Origin of the sequence: Sphingomonas natans, assembly GCF_030546695.1 — a bacterium.
Taxonomy (GTDB): domain Bacteria; phylum Pseudomonadota; class Alphaproteobacteria; order Sphingomonadales; family Sphingomonadaceae; genus Sphingomonas_I; species Sphingomonas_I natans.
In genome coordinates this window covers 166,821-185,704 of record NZ_JAUOTP010000001.1, presented here as the reverse complement: position 1 = coordinate 185,704, position 18,884 = coordinate 166,821, and the positions used below count along the sequence as shown (strand labels likewise).

The following is an 18,884-nucleotide window of genomic DNA, read 5'->3' as shown; positions in this document are numbered from 1 at the left end:
ATCAGTGTTCCGTGTCCCGGAGGCCGAGACGTTGTTCGATGCGGTCGACACGAACCTTGAGGTCCGCGATGTCACTCTGCATTCCGTAGATCGACGTCATGATTCCCCGCATATGCTCCTCGATCGAGGCGATACGGATCGACTGCGACGTCTGCTCGCGCTTGATCGAGCCGACATCGGCCTGAATCCCTTTCAGGATCTCCAGCATCAAATCCGCGCGTTCGTCGGTCATTCCGCCGCCACCGCCATGTCGCTGCGGAAGTCGCTGATCCGCCGCTCGATCTCGGGCCGGAAATGCTTGATCAGGCCCTGGATCGGCCATGCGGCCGCGTCGCCCAGCGCGCAGATCGTGTGGCCTTCCACCTGCTTGGTCACTTCATGGAGCATGTCGATCTCGTGCATCTCGGCCTCGCCGGTGCGCAACCGCTCCATCACGCGCCACATCCAGCCCGTGCCCTCGCGGCACGGCGTGCACTGGCCGCAGCTCTCATGCTTGTAGAAATAGCTGATCCGGCTGATCGCGCGAACGATGTCGGTCGACTTGTCCATGACGATGATCGCCGCCGTGCCGAGGCCGGACCCGACTTCGCGAAGCCCGTCGAAATCCATGGGCGCATCGATGATCTGCGCGGCGGGCACGAGTGGCACCGAGGAGCCGCCCGGGATTACCGCGAGCAGATTGTCCCAGCCGCCGCGAATGCCGCCGGCATGCTTGTCGACCAGTTCGCGAAAGCTGATCCCCATCGCCTCTTCCACGACGGTCGGGTTGTTCACATGGCCCGAAATCTGGAAGAGCTTCGTGCCCTGGTTCTTGTCGCGGCCGATGCCGGCGAACCAGCTCGGCCCACGCCGCAGGATCGTCGGCACAACAGCGATCGATTCCACATTGTTGACCGTCGTCGGACAGCCGAACAGGCCGACGCCCGCGGGGAAAGGCGGCTTCAGCCGCGGCTGGCCCTTCTTGCCCTCGAGGCTCTCGATCTGCGCGGTTTCCTCGCCGCAGATGTACGCGCCCGCGCCACGGTGGACGAACACGTCGAAATCATAGCCCGAGCCCGCCGCATTCTTGCCGAGCAGCCCCTTGTCATAGGCCTGCGCGACGGCCGCGAACAGGTTCTCGGCCTCGCGGATGAACTCGCCGCGGATATAGATATAGGCCGCGCGCGCGCGCATCGCGAAGCCCGCGATCAGCGCACCTTCGAGGAGCTTGTGCGGATCGTGGCGCAGGATCTCGCGATCCTTGCAGCTGCCCGGCTCGCTCTCGTCGGCGTTGATCAGCAGGAAGCTCGGCTTACCCGGCTTGCTCTCCTTCGGCATGAAGCTCCACTTCATGCCTGTCGGGAAGCCCGCGCCGCCGCGACCGCGCAGCCCGCTCGCCTTGATGTCCTCGATGATCTGGTCCTGACCGCGGATCATCAGATCCTTGGTATTGTCCCAGTCCCCGCGCTTCATCGCGCCATCCACGCCCCAATCCTGGAAGCCGTAGATGTTGGTGAAGATCCGGTCCTTGTCGTCGATCGAAGCGATCATCGGTGCGTTTCCAGAGTCGCGAGGCGCTTGTCGAAGCTGACGCTCGTCGCGCGAAAATTATCCATGCTGTCGTGCAAGCTGGCCAGGTGCGCAACAATGCCCTGCTCAAGATGCGAGGAAGCCGTCAACCGGCGCTCGACCTGCGCGACCCGTTCTTCCAAACGATCCATTCGCTCATCGAACCGAGCCTCGAAATTGTCGAGGCGCAGATTCAGACGTCGAAACTGCTCGGAGATGAAGTTCACGACTTCACCGCCCTCGCGCTCCTCAGCCATGCCGCGCCTCCATCATCGGCCCTTCCCCACGAGCTTTTCCGCTCCGAAATAGACGGCGACCGCGAAGGCGATGCCGATAACGCCCACGATCAACCCCAGCGCCAGCTTGATCACCAGCACGAGCACGACCACGCCCAGCACGATGGCGAGGATCAGCGGCATCAGGAGGTATACTCCTTCAGCACCGTCGGCCCGCCCATCGGCGCCGACAGGAAGCGATCGACCTGCGGGCCCGGCTTCGGGCTCTCGCCGCGCGCCAGGGCCTCCAGGATCGTGGTCGTCGTCTCGAACGTCAGATCCTCGTAATTGTCGTCGTTGATCTGGACCATCGGCGCATTGACGCACGCACCCAGGCACTCGACCTCGGTCAGCGTGAACAGCCCGTCCGCCGTCGTCGCGCCCTTCTTCAGGCCCTTGGCGTAGCAGGCCGCGAGCACGTCGTCGGATCCGCGCAACATGCACGGCGTCGTGCCGCACACCTGCACATGATGGCGGCCGACCGGCGCCATATTGTACATCGTGTAGAAGCTGACGACCTCCAGCGCGCGGATATAGGGCATCCCCACCTGCGCCGCGACGAACTCGATCACCGGGACGGGCAGCCAGCCCTGCGTCTGCGTCTCGGCGCCGACCTGCCGCTGCGCCAGATCGAGCAAGGGCATGATCGCCGAATGCTCGCGGCCCTTCGGATAGCGCGCGAACACCTCCTTGGCCGTCGCCGCATTGGCATCGGTCCAGGCGAACGCGCCCCAGCGCGCGCGCGTCTCGGCCTCGTCGGGAATGTGGACGGCGTCGGCCATTACTTGGCGATCCTCCGCCCGCGCTGCGCGACATACGCCACCCACAGCGTCGTGGCGGCGGCAACGAGCGGCACGCCCGCGCCGCGCGAGATCTGCCCCAGACCGAACGCGACCACGGCGATCGCGAGCGCTACCGCAAGAAACACCCACATCGGGAAGACCGACCGGCTCATCGTACGAACTCCACGCGCGAAATCTTGTCGCCCTCGGCGAAGGAATAGATGGAGAGCACCTCGAACGGATCGCCTTCGGGCGTCCGCCACACGCGCTCGTGCAGCGTCACATACTCGCCGAACGCCTGCCGCTCGAGTACGATCGCGCGGTTCTGCGGAAAATCGGCGAAGGTCTTGGCATTGCCCTCGCGCACGCCGTCGCGGCCCACGCGCAGCTCCGCGCCGCGATACATGGCCTCCACGCCGTCTTTTGCGAAGAACGCCGCATAACCCTCGGCATCGCCTGCATTATAGCGTTCGATCATCTGGTCGAGCAGAGCGAAGCGGGTCTGCGCGCTCACCGGTCGCACTCCCCGAACACCACGTCGATCGCGGAGAGGATGGCGGTCGTGTCGGCGAGCATATGGCCCTTCATCATGAAGTCCATCGCCTGCAAATGGCTGAACGCGGTCGGCCGGATCTTGCAGCGATACGGCTTGTTCGTCCCGTCGCTCACCAGATAGACGCCGAACTCGCCCTTCGGACTCTCGGTCGCGACATAGACGTCGCCCGCGGGCACGTGGAAGCCTTCGGTGTAGAGCTTGAAGTGATGGATCAGCGCTTCCATCGACTGCTTCATCTCGCCGCGCTTGGGCGGCACGACCTTGCGGTCCAGCGACGCGATCGGTCCCTCGGGCATCTCGGCCAGGCACTGCTTGATGATCCTCGCCGACTGGCGGACCTCCTCGACGCGGACCATGAAGCGATCATAGCAATCGCCGTTGGTGCCGACCGGGATCTCGAAATCCATCCGGTCATAGACGTCGTAGGGCTGGCTCTTGCGGATGTCCCAAGGGATGCCCGCCGCGCGGATCATGGGCCCGGAGAAGCCCCAGGCGATCGCATCCTCGCGGCTGACCACGCCGATATCGACATTGCGCTGCTTGAAGATGCGATTATCCGCGACGAGGCTGATTGCATCCTCGAACAGCTTGAGCCGCGTATCCACCCAGTCGCCGATGTCGGTCAGCAGCTTCAGCGGCACGTCCTGGTGGACGCCGCCGGGGCGGAACCACGCCATGTGCATGCGCGCGCCCGATGCGCGCTCGAAGAAACCGTACGTGTCCTCGCGGACCTCGAACAGCCACAGGTTCGGCGTCATCGCGCCGACGTCCATCACATGGCTGCCCAGGTTCAGCATGTGATTGGAAATGCGGCTGATCTCGGCGAACAGCACGCGCAGATATTGCGCGCGCAGCGGCACTTCCAGCCCGAGCAGCTTCTCGATCGCGAGCACATAGCTGTGCTCCATGTTGAGCGGCGAGCAATAATCGAGCCGGTCGAAATACGGCAGCGCCTGCAGATAGGTCTTGTACTCGATCAGCTTCTCGGTGCCGCGATGGAGCAGCCCGATATGCGGATCGACGCGCTCGACGATCTCGCCGTCCAGCTCCATCACCAGCCGGAGCACGCCGTGCGCAGCCGGATGCTGGGGCCCGAAATTGATCGTGTAGTTCGCGATCGCGACCTCGCCGGTCTCCTGCCCGACCGGCATCGGACCGGACACGCCCAGCCCCCCGGCCTCGAACACGGCCGCATGCGGATCGGCGACGATCAACGTGGGATCAGACATGAGCAATCCCTCCCGCCCCGTTCGTGCTGAGCGTAGTCGAAGCACGTGCTCCGAGCGCACCGCGTGCTGCACGTCCTTCGACTTCGCTCAGGACAAGCGGGACAGGGCCGAACGCGCTCACTTCTTCACCTCATCGGCCTTCAGCGGCGTCGGCGCACCGCGATCTTCGGGCACCTTGGCCTTCTCGTCGCCCGGCAGCACATATTCGGCGCCTTCCCAGGGCGAGGTGAAGTCGAACGTGCGGAAATCCTGCGCCAGCTTCACCGGCGAATAGACGACGCGCTTCTCTTCCTCGGAATAACGCAGCTCGACGAAGCCCGTCAGCGGGAAGTCCTTGCGCTGCGGATGCCCGCGGAAGCCGTAATCGGTCAGGATGCGGCGCAGATCGGGATTGCCGTCGAACAGCACGCCATACATGTCGTACACTTCGCGCTCGAGCCAGCCCGCGACCGGCCACAGCCCCGTCACCGACGGCACCGGCAGCGTCTCGTCGGTCGATACATGCACGCGCAGCCGATGATTCTTGGTCAGCGACAGCAGCATGTAGACGATCTCGAAGCGCTCGGGGCGCTCCGGATAATCGACGCCGGCAATCTCCATGAGCTGCTGGTAAGACAGCTCGTCGCGCAGGATCCGCATCGCCTCGGGAAGCGCCTCGCGCTTCACGTCGAGCCGCACTTCGCCGACCGCCTCGGACGCGTCGATCAGCCGGTCGCCGAGCGCGGCACGCGCCGCCTCGATCACCCCGTCATTGGACGCATATTTCGGATGCGGCGCGCTCACCGCTCAATCGTTCCCACGCGGCGGATCTTCCGCTGCAGCTGCATCACGCCGTACAGCAGAGCCTCTGCGGTCGGCGGGCAGCCCGGCACATAGATGTCGACGGGCACGATCCGGTCGCAGCCGCGCACCACCGAATAGCTGTAATGATAATAGCCGCCGCCATTCGCGCACGATCCCATCGAGATCACATATTTGGGCTCGGACATCTGGTCATAGACCTTGCGCAGAGCCGGGGCCATCTTGTTGCAGAGCGTACCCGCGACGATCATCACGTCCGACTGGCGCGGTGACGCGCGCGGCGCGGCGCCGAACCGCTCCAGATCGTAACGCGGCATGTTCACGTGGATCATCTCGACCGCGCAGCAGGCGAGACCGAACGTCATCCACCACAGCGATCCGGTGCGCGCCCACTGGAACAGCTCCTCGGTCGAGGTGACGAGGAAGCCCTTGTCCATCACTTCGGAGTTCAGGCTTTCGAAGAAGCCGGCATCGGGTTCGCGCCCTTCGAACGGGTGCGTGTCGAGCGTCGCGGGCAAAGTCACTCCCATTCGAGCGCTCCCTTCTTCCAGGCATAGGCATAGCCGACCGCCAGTTCGACGAGGAACACCATCATCGCGGCCCAGCCGACGAAACCGATGCCGCCGAGCGCGACGGCCCACGGATAGAGAAACGCCGCCTCCAGATCGAAGACGATGAACAGGATCGCGACGAGATAGAAGCGCACGTCGAACTGCGCGCGGCTATCCTCGAAGGCGGGGAAGCCGCACTCATATTCGGCCAGCTTCTCCGGCGTCGGCTTGGCCGATCCGGTGAATTGCGACGCGACGATCGGCAGCACGACGAACGCCGTCGACAGGAGGACGGCGATGCCGAGAAACATGAGGATCGGCAGGTAGCCTAAGGCAACAGATGCCATGGGCGAAGCTCCGTGGATTGATCTGAGGCCAGAAAAAACGCCCGACCTGACGAGGGGGTCACTAAGCTTGCCGCACCTGCGAAGCAAGCGGGGCAAGCGGTGAGAATGACTCGCAAGTGAGTAGGATTGACGGCTCCGTGCCTTGCTCGACCAGGCGATGCTGCGATAACGGCGATAGACGTGGTGAGCGGGGTAAAAATGGACGCGGGCAGGCCCAGAATCTTTGTCGGCCTGTTCGGGCTCAACCGATCGCTGCGATGGACGCTCAAGAGCATCCGGAGGAACATTTTCGCTCCCCTCGCGCGGGCGGGGGTCGACGTCGTCGCGGCGGCACATTTCAACATGCCGCCGGTCATTCACAATATCCACAGCGGCGAGACCGGCGTCCGCCACACCAACGCCGGCTGGCCCGGCCTGGACGTGAGCGCGCTGCTGATGGAGGATCAGTCGGCGGAAACCATCCCCGCCGAGATCCGTCCGTGGATGGGCGAGGTGCTTTCGGACGATACGCCCAAGATCGCGCAGACGCGCGCCAACCTCATCTATCAGCTCCACAGCCTGCGGCGCTTGTGGATATTGGCGGGGCTACTCGATCGCGATCGGTTCGATGCGTTTCTGCTGATCCGGCCCGACATGGAATATCTCGATCCGCTCGATATCGATCATGTGCTCGATCGGATCGTCGGCCACGGAGTCGATCTGATCACGCCATCGTGGAGCGAGTGGAGCGGGCTCAACGATCGGTTCGCCTTCTGCTCGCCGCGCGGCGCCGCGGTTTATGCCGATCGGCTGTTCGCGGTCGACGGCTTCTGCCGGCGGCACGGCTGGCTTCAGGCCGAAAGCCTGCTCAAGGACGTGGCCGAGGCGGCGGAGCTCAAGCGGGAAACGACGCCGATGCGGGCGCTGCGCGTGCGCGCCAATGGCGCTACGTGGCGCGAACCCTTCCCGATGACGCCCTACCAGCATCTCCGCGCGCTAGCGCGCAAGCGGCTGGTCCGTGCGGGATTGCCCTCGCTGCCGTGAGCGGGCCTCACCCCTTCTTGAGAGCGCTCGCCACAAGCTTGAGCAATTTCGGCTGAATGCCGTCGCTCGCCGCGAGGAACTGGTTGCGCTCCATCGCCTGGTCGCTGCCGCGATAATCGGTCACGAAGCCGCCCGCTTCCTTCACGAGCAATATCCCCGCCGCCACGTCCCACGGGCGCAGATCGCTCTCCCAGAATCCGTCGAAGCGTCCCGCCGCGACCCACGCCAGATCGAGCGCCGCGGCGCCGAAGCGACGGATCCCCGCCACCTGTGGGCCGACCATCGCGAAGATCCGCGTCCATTCCTCGAAATCGCCATGCCCCAGAAACGGGATGCCCGTCGCGATCAGCGAATCCGCCAGATCGCGCCGCGCCGCCACGCGCAGACGCTTGTCCTGCAGCCACGCGCCCCGGCCTTTCTCGGCCCAGAAGCTCTCGTCGGTCAGCGGCTGATAGACGAGGCCCTGCGTGATCTCGCTTTTGGTGCCGCCAGCGCGCGGCTCTTCCACCGCGATCGAGATCGCGAAATGCGGGATGCCGTGGAGGAAATTGGTCGTGCCATCCAACGGATCGACGATCCAGCGCGGCTTGGTCGGATCGCCCTCGCGCGTGCCGCCCTCCTCGCCGAGGAAACCCCAATCGGGCCGCGCCCGCTTCAATTCCTCGTAGAGCGTCTCTTCCGCCTGGCGATCCGCCTGGCTGACGAAGTCGGCCGGCCCCTTGCGGCTGACCTGCAGCTGCTGGACCTCGTTGAAGTCACGCCGCAGCTTCGGCGCAGCCTTGCGCGCCGCGCGCTCCATGACGGTGATCAAGCCTGATTGCGCTGCCATAAATCAAACTCCCCCCTCCCGCTTGCGGGAGGGGTCGGGGGTGGGATGCGCGCCGTCGAGCCGGCGCTCAATCTTGAGGATGGACTGCCCCACCCCCGCCCCCTCCCGCAAGCGGGAGGGGAGTGTAGGTCAGTCCGCCCGGCGGACATATTCCTGGCTGTAGACGTCAACGACGATCCGCGTGCCCGCGCCGATATGCGGCGGCACCATCACGCGCACGCCATTCTCGAGCAAAGCCGGCTTGTAGGAGGAAGACGCGGTCTGCCCCTTCACCACCGCATCGGCCTCGACGATCAGCGCCTCGATCGTATCGGGCAGCTGCACCGAGAGCGGGCGCTCGTCGTAAAGCTCCATCACCACGTCCATCCCGTCCTGCAGGAAGGCGGCGGCATCGCCGAGCAGGTCGCGCGGCAGCGTGATCTGATCGTAATTGTCCTTGTCCATGAAGGTCAGCAGGTCGCCGTCGGCGAACAGGAACTGGAAGTCCTTCGTGTCGAGGCGCACGCGCTCCACCGACTCGGCCGAACGGAAACGGACATTGTTCTTGCGGCCGTCGATGAGGTTCTTCATCTCGACCTGCATGTAGGCGCCACCCTTGCCCGGCTGGGTGTGCTGAATCTTGACGGCCTTCCAGATGCCGCCTTCATATTCGATGATGTTGCCGGGACGAATGTCCACGCCGCTGATCTTCATGGGATGTCTCGCGATAGAAAGAGCAGGCCCGCTAGGGCAGGCGCGCGCCTTTAGCCGCGGCAGGGCATTCGGGCAAGGCTGCCGGCTTATTGATGCCCCAGCACGGCGCCGACATATTGCTGCGTGGACAATGTGCTGTTGCGATAGGTGAACAGCAGGCCGACCTCCACTGCCCGGGGACCATAGACATGGCCCTGGAGCGGGCCGGACGACGCGACCATCCCCGTCAGCAGTCCGTCATCCGCTATCGTCCCGCTGACGGGATAGTCGACGGGCGACTGGAGGGTCGTGCCCGTGCCCGATGGCGGAAACAGCCGGACATAGCCGCTCAGTGCGCGCGTCCGCCAATCGATGACGATCCGCGCCGTCGTCGTGCGGACGCCGCCGATGCTGCGCACGACGATGTCGGGGCCCTCATTCTCGCTCACCTCGACGCTCGCATCGTAGGTCGATGTGCCCGACGTCGGCAGATCGGCGACCAACGTCTTCGATCCGAACAGCATCCGGTGGATCCGGGTCGCAGATCCCACCTGCATGGCCTGCGGCTGCGCGAGCCGCCACAGGACGAACCCCGCATAGTCCATCCCCGCCCGGAGCGGAGTCCGCGCGAAATACAGCCCGAGCGCATTCGTGCTGCTCGCCTCGGCATATTCATCGAACGGCACGGGGATGTTGGTGATCGGCGTCCTCGCCCGGTCGAACGTATCGCCGAGATAGCGGGCGCGGTAGGTCTGCGAACTCGCGACATAATCGAAGCCGATCGCGTCGCTTTCCGCGTCGAGCGCCGCCGCACGCTGGTACAGGCTCCCGCCGTCCGGCGCATAGACCAGGGTGGCGGTCGTGCCGATCGCGGTAAAGCTGCGGTCGCGCGTGAAGTCCGATGCCTTGTCGTAATTGAAGGTCGCCGGGGGCGGCGTCACCGCGGGCGGCGAGACGATCGGGCTCTCGGGTTGTGCGACCGTCCCGCTCGCGGAAGAGGATCCGCCGCCGCATCCCGTCAATAGCGACGCCATCAAGACGACGATCGCAATGTTCCTCAGCCCGCTCATGCCCGCATTCTCCGCTCAAACCGGCGGCATCACGCCCCGCCCCTGTGCGGACTGCCGGGCGGGATATCGGCATTCCACCGGAAATTCGCGGACGGGCGAATGGGCGGACAGGTCATGCCACGAGCTGTCGATGGCAGCGGAGTATTCAGACCGCAGCATCGCGCGGATGGTGGTTGGCTAGCCCGCCTATTCGCGAGCGGAGCGCCCTCAGCGTGCGATGCCGAGAATATCCCGTGCCTTGCGCTGGACATAACGCTGATGCTCGTCGGTCAGCACGCCGCCATCCGTCACGAGGAAGCCGTCCACCTCGCTGCGCAGAGCGACGGCGCGCGCCAGTTTCTGACGGCGCATCGTCGGCGTATCGGCGTGGCCACCGGCAGGGACGAAAAACGCGGGCGAATAGGTGCCCGACGATTCCTGGATGATGCCGGGCATCTGCGCGGCGGCGGCGGCGGGGAGGAGCAGCAACAGGCCGGTCAGGACATATTTCATCACGGGCACTCCCAATGAGACGTTTCCGAACGAACGGCATCCAAAGCCGCCCCCCTGCGATCGCCCATTCTACCTCAAGACCGGCCGGGGCTCAAAGAGGCTTGTCCAGGAACGCCCGGATCGCCTTCGCCGTCGCCGCCGGCTGCTCCTCCATCAGCCAATGGCCCGAATTGTCGATCACCACGCCCTGCACGTTGGTGAAGCCGGCCTGGGCGTCCGTCGCCATCATCGTCGCGAACGAAGCGCTTCCGCCCACCGCCAGTACCGGCAGGCCCAGCTTGCCCGTCGCCGCCAGGAACGCCTTGTTGTCGATCGCGTCCTGATCGAACGCAGCGAACTGGCTGAAACCCGCATGCATCGCCCCCGGCATCGCATAGAGCGCGGCATAATGGCGGCGCGATTCCTCGCTGAACTTCGCCGGGGTCGCCGAAAATTCGTTCCAGAAGCGGTCGAGGTAGATGCGCTCGCGCCCCGCCACCAGCCGCTCCATATCCGGCCCGCCGAAGCGGAAATGCCACAGCAGCGGATTCTTGAGCACCTCCTCCCACGGCCCGATCCCCGGCACCGGCGCATCCATCAGGACGAGCCGCGTCGCCCGATCCGGATGCTCGAACACGAACGCGAAGGCGACCATGTTGCCGATGTCGTGCGCCACGATATCGGCCTTCGCGATCTTGAGCGCATCCAGCACGCTGGCGATATCCTGGCCCTGCGTCTTCTTGTCATAGCCGGCCGCCGGCCGCCCGGAGAGGCCCATTCCGCGCAGATCGGGAACGATGACGGTGTGATCGCGCATCAGCTCCGCCGCGAGCGGCGCCCACATGTCGCCCGTCTCGCCATAACCATGCAGCAACACCACCGCCGGGCCCTTCCCGCCGATGCGGACGTGGAGCGTCGTGCCGTTGGTCGCGATCGGACGCGTCGCGAAGCTGGCAGGAAACGGCATCACCTGCGCCCCCGCCGGCGACGCCAGGAAGAGGAACAAGCCCATCACGACCATGCGAACCATCTAGATCTCTCCCGCTGGAGATCCGCTTCTACGTTACGTTGGCGAAACGTGCCACTTTTCCGCGGACCGCCATGCTGGACATATCGTCCGTCGTACGGCAGTCTTAGTCACGTAACACAGGGGGGTGAATCGATGCATGTTCGTTATCTCGCCGCGCTCGTGGCGCTTCCGTTGCTGACGGCGGCCACGCTTCCCCGCGACGCGCCCGAGCACGCCGCCGACGCCAGCGACAAGGTCATCTGCAAGAAGTTCATCCGCACCGGCTCGCTCGTCGATGGCTATCGCATCTGCAAGACCAAGGCCGATTGGCAGCGCGATCGGGACAATGCCCGGTCGCTGGGCACCGGCGGCGCGTGCAATGTCGCGGACACGCCCGATCCCAACAAGCCCGGCAGCGGCGCCTGCCCGGTCTGACCGGCGCGCAGAGCCTGGCGGGTCAGCGCGCCAGGATCGGATAGGGATCCACCTCGGTCCCCTGGTGCCATTTCTCGCCCGGCGCCATATGCTTGATCTCGTAATGCAGATGCGGCGCGTCAGGGCTGGCGTCGCCGGTTGAGCCGACCGCGCCGATCAATTGCCCCTGGCCCAGCTTCATGCCTTCCGTGAGGCCCGGCGCATAAGCATCGAGATGCGCATAATAATCCACCCACGCCGGGTCGGCGCGGCGGACATAGACCGTATGCCCGCCATTCTCGCTCTCGAAGATCTTCTCGACCGTGCCCGCCGCCGCGGCGACGACCGGCGTGCCCTTCGGCGCCATGATGTCGATCGCATGATGCGCGCGCGTCCCGTCGCCGCGCGCATCGCCCCACGTGTCGCTCAGCTGCGCCGGCCAGACGCCGCTGACCGGAATGACGAGCCCGCCCGCGCGCGTCGGCGCGACCGCCGATGGAGCCGTGGTCGGGGCGGTCGCCGGCGCCATTGCGACCGGGCGCTCGACGACCGGCCCGCTCCGCTTGGCCAGCCACCACACGCCGCCGATCACCGCTACGATGAAGGCGAAGATCAGGCAGCCCGTCCGCGTCACGGCTGGAACACCGCCGGCGTGCCCGGCTTCACCATCAGCGACAGCCGCGCCGCATCCCAGTTGGTCAGCCGGATGCAGCCATGGCTCGCGGTGCGGCCGATATTCTCGGGCACCGGCGTCCCGTGAATGCCGTAATGCGGCTTGTCGAGATCCATCCACACGACTCCCACCGGTCCGTTCGGACCCGGCTTCAGCACCGCGGCCTTCTCGTTGCCGCCCGCATCCCAGAACAGCTTCGGATTATAATGATAAGGCGGCAAATAGCTCGTCCCCTGCACCTTCCATGTCCCGATCGGCAGCGGATCATGCTGGCTGCCCGTCGTCACCGGAAATTGCGCGATGAGCTTGCCGGCGTCGTCATAGGCGCGCAGCACGCCGTCGGACTTGTCGACGACGAGCTTGGCCGCCTTCGGCTGATCCGCCGAGACGCTGAGCGACGCCAAAGTCGCCTTCCACTCCGGCTTGAGCTGCTCTGGATAGGCTCCGCTGCCCGGCACGACATTGGGCACCTTAATCTTCGCGCCCATCACCAGCTTGGTCGTCGGGCTGTTGAGCGACACCAGCAAGGCCGGCGTCGTATGGTAGCGCTCGGCCAGCGCCTCCATCGGATCGGCATAGCCCATCGCCGGCAGCTTGGCCTGATCGCTCTCCTTCTTCGGGATCGGCCCGACGAAAGGCCCGGAGAGGTTGCTGTCGTTCAGCACGATCTCGGCCGTCGCGGACACGTCCTTGTGCGTGTCGAGCAGCTTCATCGTCGCCTCGTCCGGCTTGCCGCTTTCGGGCAGGTCGTTCGCCGACTGGAAGCCCTTCAACGCCTTCGCCAGGGACAGCCCCGAATGCCCATCGAGCACGCCGGGGCCGAAGCCGAGACGATCGAGCAGCACCTGGATCCGCAGCGTTTCGGGGGAAGGCGGCGCGCCGGTGGCGGCCAAAAGAGGACAAGCCGTTAGAATCGCGAGGCAAACGCCGGAAACCAAAGTTTTACGCAAGCGTGCGATCCTCTATCTTAAGGGTGGGCAAAGTAAGCAACGCGCTGCTTGCGTGTTCTTTCCAGAGCGGGATCTGAATGCTGAATATGGATATCGGCCGCCGCCGGCTTCTCGGCGGTGCGCTCGCGCTCGGCGCGGCATCGACCATCGTCACCAAGGGTGCCTTCGCGGCCTTGCCTGAGCGGCGCGTCGCGTTTCGCAACATCCACACCAACGACACGGTCGATGCGCGCTTCTTCGGCGCGAACGGCTGGGACAAGCAGGGCCTGGCCGAGCTCAACTTCGGCCTGCGCGACTGGCGCAACAATGAAGAGACCGACATGGATCCGCAGCTGATGCTGCTGATCTCGCGCATCCGCGATACGCTCGGCGTCGATCCGCGCACCAAGATCGATCTCATCTCCGGCTATCGCTCGCCCGGCACCAATGCGGCGCTCCGCGCCAAGGGCGGCGCGCATACGGGCGTCGCCACCAAGAGCCAGCACATGCTGGGCAAGGCGACCGACCTCCACATTTCGGGCGTGCCCCTCGATCGGCTCAAGATGGCGGCGACGGCGATGCAGGGCGGCGGCGTCGGCTATTATCCCAAGGACGGCTTCGTCCATGTCGATACGGGCCGCGTCCGCAGCTGGTGAGGTGAACGCCTCAGTCTTTGGCTGATAATCATTGCCAGCGCCCGCCGCCGCGTGGCATCGCGCGGTTGTCGGGGGAGTTGCTTCGTTGGAAACCATCTACGATTGGGTGACGGTCGCGGTCTTCGCCGGCCTCATCGTCCTGTTCCTCCAGCGCTCCTCCAGCGAGGGCGAGCCCGAGGACAGCATCTGGCAGTATCTCGCCGCCTCTGTCGGCTGCGCGGTCGCCAACTATCTCGGCAACCACGATGACTTCCCCTATCACGACGTGGCCGCGATCGTCGTCCTCGTCGGCACGGTTGCCTATATCTGGTACGCGCTGAAACCCCTCAAGGGCATCAAGTAGGGCTGCAAGCTTGGTGTTGGGTTAGCCCTTACCACCGTTCGGCCTGAGCTCGTCGAAGGCCCGTCCTTCTTGCCACGGGCGAGCCAGCTGACCTGATCCCAATCCCCGCGGATCAGCGCCATCTTCTTGGCCTGGCTCCAGCCTTTCAGACGCTTTTCGGCCTCGCGCGCTTCGATCCGCGTCACAAAACGCTCCGACCAGACAAGCTCGACCGGCAATCGCTCGGCGGTGAAACCGGGGATCATGCCAGCCTGATGCTGGCCACACGTCGTTCAAGATCGTCGGTATGCCCGACGTAAAATCGCCCGCCCCGACAATGCAGCATGTAAGCCCAGAAGCTCATGCCGCATCGAAACAGAAGGACGGGCCTTCGACAAGCTCAGGCCGAACGGATGGTTAGTTCAGCGAAACCCAACAACCGTTCGTGCTGAGCTTGTCGAAGCACTGTCCTTCTTCCGCCCACAGGCAAAAGGCAGGACGGCCCTTCGACAGGCTCAGGGCAAACGGAATAGGGAAATTCTCAGCCGCTCAAAGCTGCCCGTGGCAATGCTTGTACTTGCGCCCCGAGCCGCACGGGCACGGCGCATTGCGGCTGATCTTGCCGTCCAGCGAGTCCGGATCGCTCGCCAGTTCGGCCGGCAGGTTCGGCATCGCGAACTGCAGCGGCGGCAGCCGCGTCGAGATCAGCCCCATCGTCCCCGCGTCGCGGTCCGCGCTGTCGTCGAGCCCGGTCAGCGGATCGATATGCGTCGTGACGAAATCCGGCATCGGCGGCAGATTGTCGAACGGCGACGGCGCCATCCGGAAGCTCAGATTGCTGAGCGTGCGCGTCACGTCCTCGCGGATCGCCTCCAGCATCCGCTCGAACAGAGCGAACGCCTCGGACTTATACTCGTTGATCGGCGTCTTCTGCGCATAGGAGCGCAGGTGGATCACCTGGCGCAACGCGTCGAGCGTCGAGAGATGGTCCTTCCAATGCTGGTCCAGCGTCTGGAGCAGCACGCTCTTCTCGAGATCGCGCCAGCTCTCCTGGCCGATCTCGCCCGCCTTGGCTTCCATCTGCACGTCGGACGCCGACTGGATCCGCTCGACGAGCAGTTCGGGCTCGACGCGCTCTTCCTGCATCCAGTCCTCGATCGGCAGATCGAGGCCCAGGATGTCGGTCAGCGTCTCCTTCAGCACCGGCACGTCCCACTGCTCGGGATAGGAGCCCGGCGGGCAGGCGGTGCCGACGATCGTCGTGATCGTCTCGGCGCGCATGTCGGCGACGACATCGTCGACCGCGCCCGCATCCATGATGTCCGAGCGCTGCTCGTAGATCACCTTGCGCTGGTCGTTCATCACGTCGTCATATTCGACGACCTGCTTGCGGATATCGTAGTTGCGCGCCTCGACCTTGCGCTGCGCATTCTCGATCGCCTTGGAGATCCACGGGGAGACGATCGCCTCGCCATCCTCCAGATTCTTGTTCATCATCTTGGCGAACATCGTCTGCGGGCCGAAGATGCGCAGCAGATCGTCGTCGAGGCTCAGGTAGAAGCGGCTGAGCCCCGGATCGCCCTGGCGCCCGGCGCGGCCGCGCAGCTGATTGTCGATGCGCCGGCTCTCGTGGCGCTCGGTGCCGAGCACGAACAGCCCGCCCGCCGCCAGCACAGCCGCCTTCTCGGCGACGATTTCCTGCGCGATGCGCGCGGCGGCCGCCTCATATTCGGGCGTGCCGGCTTCCAGCTGGCTATGCTCGTCCGCCATCCGGAATTCGAGATTGCCGCCCAGCTGGATGTCGGTGCCGCGTCCCGCCATGTTGGTCGCGATCGTCACCGCGCCGATCCGCCCGGCCTGCGACACGATATGCGCTTCCTGCTCGTGATAGCGCGCATTCAGCACATTATGCTTCACGCCTTCCTTGGTCAGGAATTCGCTGAGCAGCTCGCTCTTCTCGATCGAGACGGTGCCGACCAGCACGGGCTGGCCCAAATCCTGCTTCTCGCGGATGCCCTTCGTGATCGCGGCGAACTTGTCACCGATATTCTTGTAGAACTCGTCCTCGTCGTCCTTGCGCTTCACCGGCACGTTGGTCGGGATCGTGACGACGTTGATCTTGTAAATCTGGTAGAATTCGTGCGCCTCGGTCGCGGCGGTGCCCGTCATGCCGCCGATCTTGGGGTACATGCGGAAATAATTCTGGAAGGTGATCGAGGCGAGCGTCTGGTTCTCGGGCTCGATATTCGCGCCTTCCTTGGCCTCCACCGCCTGGTGAAGCCCGTCGGACCAGCGCCGACCGTCCATCATCCGCCCGGTAAACTCATCGATGATGATGACCTTGGCGTCCTTGACGATATAATCGATGTCGCGCTTGAAGGCGACGTTGGCGCGCAGCGCCTGGTTCAGGTGGTGGACCACCTGCGTATTCTCGAAATCGTAGAGATTGTCGCCCTGGAGCATGCCCGCGGCTTCCAGCGCGCGCTCGACGCGCTCGGTGCCGTCCTCGGTCAGGATCACCGACTTGGACTTCTCGTCATATTCGTAATCGCCGGGCGCGATGTCCTTCACGACCGCGTCGACGAGCTTGTACAGCTCGCTCTTGTCCTCGGTCGGCCCGGAGATGATCAAAGGCGTGCGCGCCTCGTCGATCAGCACCGAATCCACCTCGTCGACCACCGCGAACGAGAAAGGCCGCTGCACCATCTGCGCGCGGTCATACTTCATGTTGTCGCGCAGATAATCGAAGCCGAACTCGTTGTTCGTGCCGTAGGTGATGTCCGCCGCATAAGCGTCGCGGCGCTGCTCGTCGGACAGGTTCGGCACGATGATGCCCACGCTCAGCCCGAGGAACCGATAGACCTGCCCCATCCAGCCCGCATCGCGGCTGGCGAGATAGTCGTTGACGGTCACGACGTGGACGCCCTGCCCGTTCAGCGCATTGAGATACACCGCCAGCGTCGCGACGAGCGTCTTGCCCTCGCCGGTCCGCATCTCGGCGATCTCGCCGCGATGGAGGACGATGCCGCCGATCATCTGCACGTCGTAATGCCGCTGGCCCAGCACCCGCTTGGCGGATTCGCGCACCGTCGCGAACGCCTCGGGCAGCAAGGCATCGAGCGTCTCGCCCGCGGCGATCCGGTCGCGGAACTTGGCGGTCTGCCCTGCCAGCTCCTCGTCGGACAGCGCCTGCATCGCAGCCTCATAGGAAGCGATCTTCGCCACCGTGGGCGAGAGCGACTTCACATAACGGTCGTTGGACGACCCGAAGATGGCCTTGGCGATGCCGGCGAACATGCATTTTCCCTGAAACACGAGAGGCGGCCGCGCGCACGCGCGCAGACGCCGTCTGAACCGCTGGGCAGATAGGTGCCGCCGCCCTTAGCGTCAATTCGCGCGCATGCGACTTCTCTCCGCGCGGCACGCGCCGCAAGGCTTTGTCTGCCAGTCCGAAACGCGCAAGTCCCCGCAGCGCCTCCATAGCAAATGGATGCCGGATCATTCCGCATCCGTTTGAATTGATAAGAAGAAAGTCGGGCGCGCGTGTGCCCCTGTCCGGAACAACCGGCGCTCCCTCCGGTTATGCGGCTGTCGGCGGGGGCCGAACAGGAAGACTAAATGAAGATACTGAACTCCGCGGCCGTGGCCCTGTTGCTCGGCGTGTCTGCGCCCGCGCTCGCCCAATCCTCCACTTCGATCAACGCCACCCCGCCCGCACCACCTGCGCCCATGGCTACCCAGCCCGCAATGGCCGCGCCCGACATGCAGGCCGTGCTCGATGCGCACGCCTCGCTCGCGCCCAAGCCGATCGAGACGCTCACGCCCGTAGAGGCACGCATCCAGCCGAGCGCCGCCGATGCCGCGATGGCGGTCATGCGCCGCCAGAACATCTCGACCGCACCCGATTCCGCGGTCGTCACGCAGGACGTCGCCTACGGTCCGGATCCGATGCAGTTCGCCCGCATCTACAAGCCGGCCGCCGCACCCGCCACGCCGATGCCCGTGATCGTCTATTATCATGGCGGCGGCTGGGTCATCGCCGACGTCAACACCTATGATGCGACGCCGCGCCTGCTCGCCAAGCAGCTCAATGCGATCGTCGTCTCGGTCGAATATCGCCACGCGCCGGAATTCAAGTTCCCCGCCCAGCATGACGATGCCTTCGCGGCCTATCGCTGGACGCTGCAGAACGCCGCGTCCTGGGGCGGCAACAGCGCCAAGGTCGCGATCACCGGCGAGAGCGCGGGCGGCAACCTCGCCGTCGCGACCGCCATCTATGCGCGCGACAACGGCCTGACCGCGCCGCTCCACGTCCTCGCCGTCTATCCGATCGCCAACAGCGACATGGCGCTGAAGTCGCGCAAGGACAGCGCCAACGCCAAGCCGCTCAACACGGCGATGCTGAACTGGTTCGGCTATTATTACGCGACCTCGCCGGCCGACATGCAGGATCCGCGCCTCAATCTCGTGAAGGCCGATCTCAAGAACCTGCCGCCGGTGACGATCGTCAACGCGCAGATCGATCCGCTGCGCTCGGACGGCGAGACGCTGGCCGATGCCCTGCGCGCTGCCGGCGACAAGGTCGATCAGAAGACCTTCCCCGGCGTCACCCACGAATTCTTCGGCATGGGGAAGGTCGTCCGCGGCGCTTACGATGCCGAGAATTGGAGCATCGCCAAGCTCCAGGCCGCGTTTGCCAAATAACATAACCCCACGAGGAGATACCG

General features: G+C 65.0%; 25 protein-coding genes. 5 read left to right on the top strand and 20 right to left on the bottom strand.

All coding sequences use genetic code 11. From position 1 onward, the window contains the following. Position 1: 1 nt before the first annotated feature. The 11 genes from Q4F19_RS00895 to ndhC all read right to left on the bottom strand — a co-directional run bounded on the left by Q4F19_RS00895 (position 2) and on the right by ndhC (position 6,089). Positions 2 to 232: a hypothetical protein gene (locus Q4F19_RS00895; RefSeq protein WP_303539258.1), complete on the bottom strand. Its 231-nt coding sequence runs from the start codon at positions 230 to 232 to the stop codon at positions 2 to 4. Then, the gene (gene nuoF / locus Q4F19_RS00890; protein WP_303539257.1) at positions 229 to 1,530 is read right to left on the bottom strand and encodes an NADH-quinone oxidoreductase subunit NuoF; all 1,302 of its coding nucleotides are present in this window, start codon (positions 1,528 to 1,530) and stop codon (positions 229 to 231) included. The genes Q4F19_RS00895 and nuoF overlap by 4 nt, the downstream gene beginning before the upstream one ends. Further along, positions 1,527 to 1,805 (bottom strand): hypothetical protein, encoded by a 279-nt coding sequence (locus Q4F19_RS00885; RefSeq protein ID WP_303539256.1) that lies wholly within the window; start codon positions 1,803 to 1,805, stop codon positions 1,527 to 1,529. The genes nuoF and Q4F19_RS00885 overlap by 4 nt, the downstream gene beginning before the upstream one ends. Before the next feature lie 12 nt (positions 1,806 to 1,817). Then, entirely contained in the window at positions 1,818 to 1,967 is a 150-nt protein-coding gene (locus Q4F19_RS00880; RefSeq protein ID WP_303539255.1) for a hypothetical protein, read from the bottom strand. Beyond that, positions 1,967 to 2,605 (bottom strand): NADH-quinone oxidoreductase subunit NuoE, encoded by a 639-nt coding sequence (gene nuoE, locus Q4F19_RS00875; RefSeq protein WP_303539254.1) that lies wholly within the window; start codon positions 2,603 to 2,605, stop codon positions 1,967 to 1,969. The genes Q4F19_RS00880 and nuoE overlap by 1 nt, the downstream gene beginning before the upstream one ends. After that, a complete protein-coding gene (locus tag Q4F19_RS00870) occupies positions 2,605 to 2,778 on the bottom strand; it encodes a hypothetical protein (protein WP_303539253.1) in 174 nt (57 codons plus the stop codon). The genes nuoE and Q4F19_RS00870 overlap by 1 nt, the downstream gene beginning before the upstream one ends. Continuing rightward, the gene (locus Q4F19_RS00865) at positions 2,775 to 3,119 is read right to left on the bottom strand and encodes a nuclear transport factor 2 family protein (RefSeq protein WP_341850146.1); all 345 of its coding nucleotides are present in this window, start codon (positions 3,117 to 3,119) and stop codon (positions 2,775 to 2,777) included. The genes Q4F19_RS00870 and Q4F19_RS00865 overlap by 4 nt, the downstream gene beginning before the upstream one ends. Next, the gene (locus Q4F19_RS00860) at positions 3,116 to 4,312 is read right to left on the bottom strand and encodes an NADH-quinone oxidoreductase subunit D (RefSeq protein WP_303539916.1); all 1,197 of its coding nucleotides are present in this window, start codon (positions 4,310 to 4,312) and stop codon (positions 3,116 to 3,118) included. The genes Q4F19_RS00865 and Q4F19_RS00860 overlap by 4 nt, the downstream gene beginning before the upstream one ends. Before the next feature lie 195 nt (positions 4,313 to 4,507). Next, positions 4,508 to 5,173: an NADH-quinone oxidoreductase subunit C gene (locus Q4F19_RS00855; RefSeq protein ID WP_303539252.1), complete on the bottom strand. Its 666-nt coding sequence runs from the start codon at positions 5,171 to 5,173 to the stop codon at positions 4,508 to 4,510. Further along, positions 5,170 to 5,721 (bottom strand): NuoB/complex I 20 kDa subunit family protein, encoded by a 552-nt coding sequence (locus Q4F19_RS00850; RefSeq protein ID WP_303539251.1) that lies wholly within the window; start codon positions 5,719 to 5,721, stop codon positions 5,170 to 5,172. Before Q4F19_RS00850 ends, Q4F19_RS00855 begins: the two co-directional genes overlap by 4 nt. Further along, positions 5,712 to 6,089 (bottom strand): NADH-quinone oxidoreductase subunit A, encoded by a 378-nt coding sequence (gene ndhC / locus Q4F19_RS00845; protein WP_303539250.1) that lies wholly within the window; start codon positions 6,087 to 6,089, stop codon positions 5,712 to 5,714. The genes Q4F19_RS00850 and ndhC overlap by 10 nt, the downstream gene beginning before the upstream one ends. Before the next feature lie 183 nt (positions 6,090 to 6,272). Between ndhC and Q4F19_RS00840 the strand changes: the two genes are divergently transcribed. Then, entirely contained in the window at positions 6,273 to 7,112 is an 840-nt protein-coding gene (locus Q4F19_RS00840; protein ID WP_303539249.1) for a hypothetical protein, read from the top strand. A 7-nt stretch (positions 7,113 to 7,119) separates the two neighbouring features. Here Q4F19_RS00840 and Q4F19_RS00835 read toward each other — a convergent pair whose 3' ends face one another. The 5 genes from Q4F19_RS00835 to Q4F19_RS00815 all read right to left on the bottom strand — a co-directional run bounded on the left by Q4F19_RS00835 (position 7,120) and on the right by Q4F19_RS00815 (position 11,184). Continuing rightward, positions 7,120 to 7,941, bottom strand: coding sequence for an inositol monophosphatase family protein (locus tag Q4F19_RS00835; protein WP_303539248.1), 822 nt, complete (start codon positions 7,939 to 7,941; stop codon positions 7,120 to 7,122). Positions 7,942 to 8,070: 129 nt separating this feature from the next. Next, the gene (efp, locus tag Q4F19_RS00830; RefSeq protein ID WP_303539247.1) at positions 8,071 to 8,634 is read right to left on the bottom strand and encodes an elongation factor P; all 564 of its coding nucleotides are present in this window, start codon (positions 8,632 to 8,634) and stop codon (positions 8,071 to 8,073) included. An 86-nt stretch (positions 8,635 to 8,720) separates the two neighbouring features. After that, entirely contained in the window at positions 8,721 to 9,683 is a 963-nt protein-coding gene (locus Q4F19_RS00825; protein WP_303539246.1) for a hypothetical protein, read from the bottom strand. A 207-nt stretch (positions 9,684 to 9,890) separates the two neighbouring features. Continuing rightward, the gene (locus tag Q4F19_RS00820) at positions 9,891 to 10,178 is read right to left on the bottom strand and encodes a hypothetical protein (protein ID WP_303539245.1); all 288 of its coding nucleotides are present in this window, start codon (positions 10,176 to 10,178) and stop codon (positions 9,891 to 9,893) included. 88 nt (positions 10,179 to 10,266) lie between these two features. Continuing rightward, positions 10,267 to 11,184 (bottom strand): alpha/beta fold hydrolase, encoded by a 918-nt coding sequence (locus tag Q4F19_RS00815; protein WP_303539244.1) that lies wholly within the window; start codon positions 11,182 to 11,184, stop codon positions 10,267 to 10,269. A gap of 132 nt (positions 11,185 to 11,316) precedes the next feature. Between Q4F19_RS00815 and Q4F19_RS00810 the strand changes: the two genes are divergently transcribed. Next, on the top strand, positions 11,317 to 11,598 hold the full coding sequence (locus Q4F19_RS00810) for a hypothetical protein (protein WP_303539243.1): 282 nt from the start codon (positions 11,317 to 11,319) through the stop codon (positions 11,596 to 11,598). Between the two features lie 22 nt (positions 11,599 to 11,620). Here the strand turns inward: Q4F19_RS00810 and Q4F19_RS00805 are convergent, their stop codons facing one another. Together Q4F19_RS00805 and Q4F19_RS00800 are read right to left on the bottom strand one after the other, a co-directional pair. Then, entirely contained in the window at positions 11,621 to 12,211 is a 591-nt protein-coding gene (locus tag Q4F19_RS00805; protein WP_341850145.1) for a M23 family metallopeptidase, read from the bottom strand. Further along, a complete protein-coding gene (locus Q4F19_RS00800; RefSeq protein WP_303539242.1) occupies positions 12,208 to 13,143 on the bottom strand; it encodes a L,D-transpeptidase family protein in 936 nt (311 codons plus the stop codon). Before Q4F19_RS00800 ends, Q4F19_RS00805 begins: the two co-directional genes overlap by 4 nt. Before the next feature lie 134 nt (positions 13,144 to 13,277). Between Q4F19_RS00800 and Q4F19_RS00795 the strand changes: the two genes are divergently transcribed. Both Q4F19_RS00795 and Q4F19_RS00790 read left to right on the top strand, forming a co-directional pair. Further along, complete coding sequence (locus tag Q4F19_RS00795; protein WP_303539241.1) at positions 13,278 to 13,835, top strand: YcbK family protein; 558 nt, start codon at positions 13,278 to 13,280, stop codon at positions 13,833 to 13,835. Between the two features lie 85 nt (positions 13,836 to 13,920). Further along, the gene (locus Q4F19_RS00790) at positions 13,921 to 14,178 is read left to right on the top strand and encodes an XrtV sorting system accessory protein (protein WP_303539240.1); all 258 of its coding nucleotides are present in this window, start codon (positions 13,921 to 13,923) and stop codon (positions 14,176 to 14,178) included. Here Q4F19_RS00790 and Q4F19_RS00785 read toward each other — a convergent pair. After that, positions 14,136 to 14,423: a GIY-YIG nuclease family protein gene (locus Q4F19_RS00785; RefSeq protein ID WP_303539239.1), complete on the bottom strand. Its 288-nt coding sequence runs from the start codon at positions 14,421 to 14,423 to the stop codon at positions 14,136 to 14,138. The two genes, Q4F19_RS00790 and Q4F19_RS00785, sit on opposite strands and share 43 nt — an antisense overlap. Positions 14,424 to 14,706: 283 nt before the next feature. Further along, a complete protein-coding gene (gene secA / locus Q4F19_RS00780) occupies positions 14,707 to 17,454 on the bottom strand; it encodes a preprotein translocase subunit SecA (protein ID WP_303539238.1) in 2,748 nt (915 codons plus the stop codon). A gap of 321 nt (positions 17,455 to 17,775) precedes the next feature. Between secA and Q4F19_RS00775 the strand changes: the two genes are divergently transcribed. Then, complete coding sequence (locus tag Q4F19_RS00775; RefSeq protein WP_303539237.1) at positions 17,776 to 18,861, top strand: alpha/beta hydrolase; 1,086 nt, start codon at positions 17,776 to 17,778, stop codon at positions 18,859 to 18,861. Positions 18,862 to 18,884: the final 23 nt, after the last annotated feature.

Bases quoted from the DNA above. Each gene is read 5' to 3' on its own strand.
- Q4F19_RS00880 (WP_303539255.1), bottom strand. From the start codon at position 1,967: ATGCCGCTGATCCTCGCCATCGTGCTGGGCGTGGTCGTGCTCGTGCTG.
- Q4F19_RS00825 (WP_303539246.1), bottom strand. From the start codon at position 9,683: ATGAGCGGGCTGAGGAACATTGCGATCGTCGTCTTGATGGCGTCGCTA.
- nuoF (WP_303539257.1), bottom strand. From the start codon at position 1,530: ATGATCGCTTCGATCGACGACAAGGACCGGATCTTCACCAACATCTAC.
- Q4F19_RS00860 (WP_303539916.1), bottom strand. From the start codon at position 4,312: ATGCCGGTCGGGCAGGAGACCGGCGAGGTCGCGATCGCGAACTACACG.
- Q4F19_RS00835 (WP_303539248.1), bottom strand. From the start codon at position 7,941: ATGGCAGCGCAATCAGGCTTGATCACCGTCATGGAGCGCGCGGCGCGC.
- Q4F19_RS00795 (WP_303539241.1), top strand. From the start codon at position 13,278: ATGCTGAATATGGATATCGGCCGCCGCCGGCTTCTCGGCGGTGCGCTC.
- Q4F19_RS00815 (WP_303539244.1), bottom strand. From the start codon at position 11,184: ATGGTTCGCATGGTCGTGATGGGCTTGTTCCTCTTCCTGGCGTCGCCG.
- Q4F19_RS00810 (WP_303539243.1), top strand. From the start codon at position 11,317: ATGCATGTTCGTTATCTCGCCGCGCTCGTGGCGCTTCCGTTGCTGACG.
- Q4F19_RS00850 (WP_303539251.1), bottom strand. From the start codon at position 5,721: ATGGGAGTGACTTTGCCCGCGACGCTCGACACGCACCCGTTCGAAGGG.
- Q4F19_RS00885 (WP_303539256.1), bottom strand. From the start codon at position 1,805: ATGGCTGAGGAGCGCGAGGGCGGTGAAGTCGTGAACTTCATCTCCGAG.
- Q4F19_RS00775 (WP_303539237.1), top strand. From the start codon at position 17,776: ATGAAGATACTGAACTCCGCGGCCGTGGCCCTGTTGCTCGGCGTGTCT.
- Q4F19_RS00870 (WP_303539253.1), bottom strand. From the start codon at position 2,778: ATGAGCCGGTCGGTCTTCCCGATGTGGGTGTTTCTTGCGGTAGCGCTC.
- ndhC (WP_303539250.1), bottom strand. From the start codon at position 6,089: ATGGCATCTGTTGCCTTAGGCTACCTGCCGATCCTCATGTTTCTCGGC.
- efp (WP_303539247.1), bottom strand. From the start codon at position 8,634: ATGAAGATCAGCGGCGTGGACATTCGTCCCGGCAACATCATCGAATAT.
- nuoE (WP_303539254.1), bottom strand. From the start codon at position 2,605: ATGGCCGACGCCGTCCACATTCCCGACGAGGCCGAGACGCGCGCGCGC.
- Q4F19_RS00785 (WP_303539239.1), bottom strand. From the start codon at position 14,423: ATGATCCCCGGTTTCACCGCCGAGCGATTGCCGGTCGAGCTTGTCTGG.
- secA (WP_303539238.1), bottom strand. From the start codon at position 17,454: ATGTTCGCCGGCATCGCCAAGGCCATCTTCGGGTCGTCCAACGACCGT.
- Q4F19_RS00895 (WP_303539258.1), bottom strand. From the start codon at position 232: ATGACCGACGAACGCGCGGATTTGATGCTGGAGATCCTGAAAGGGATT.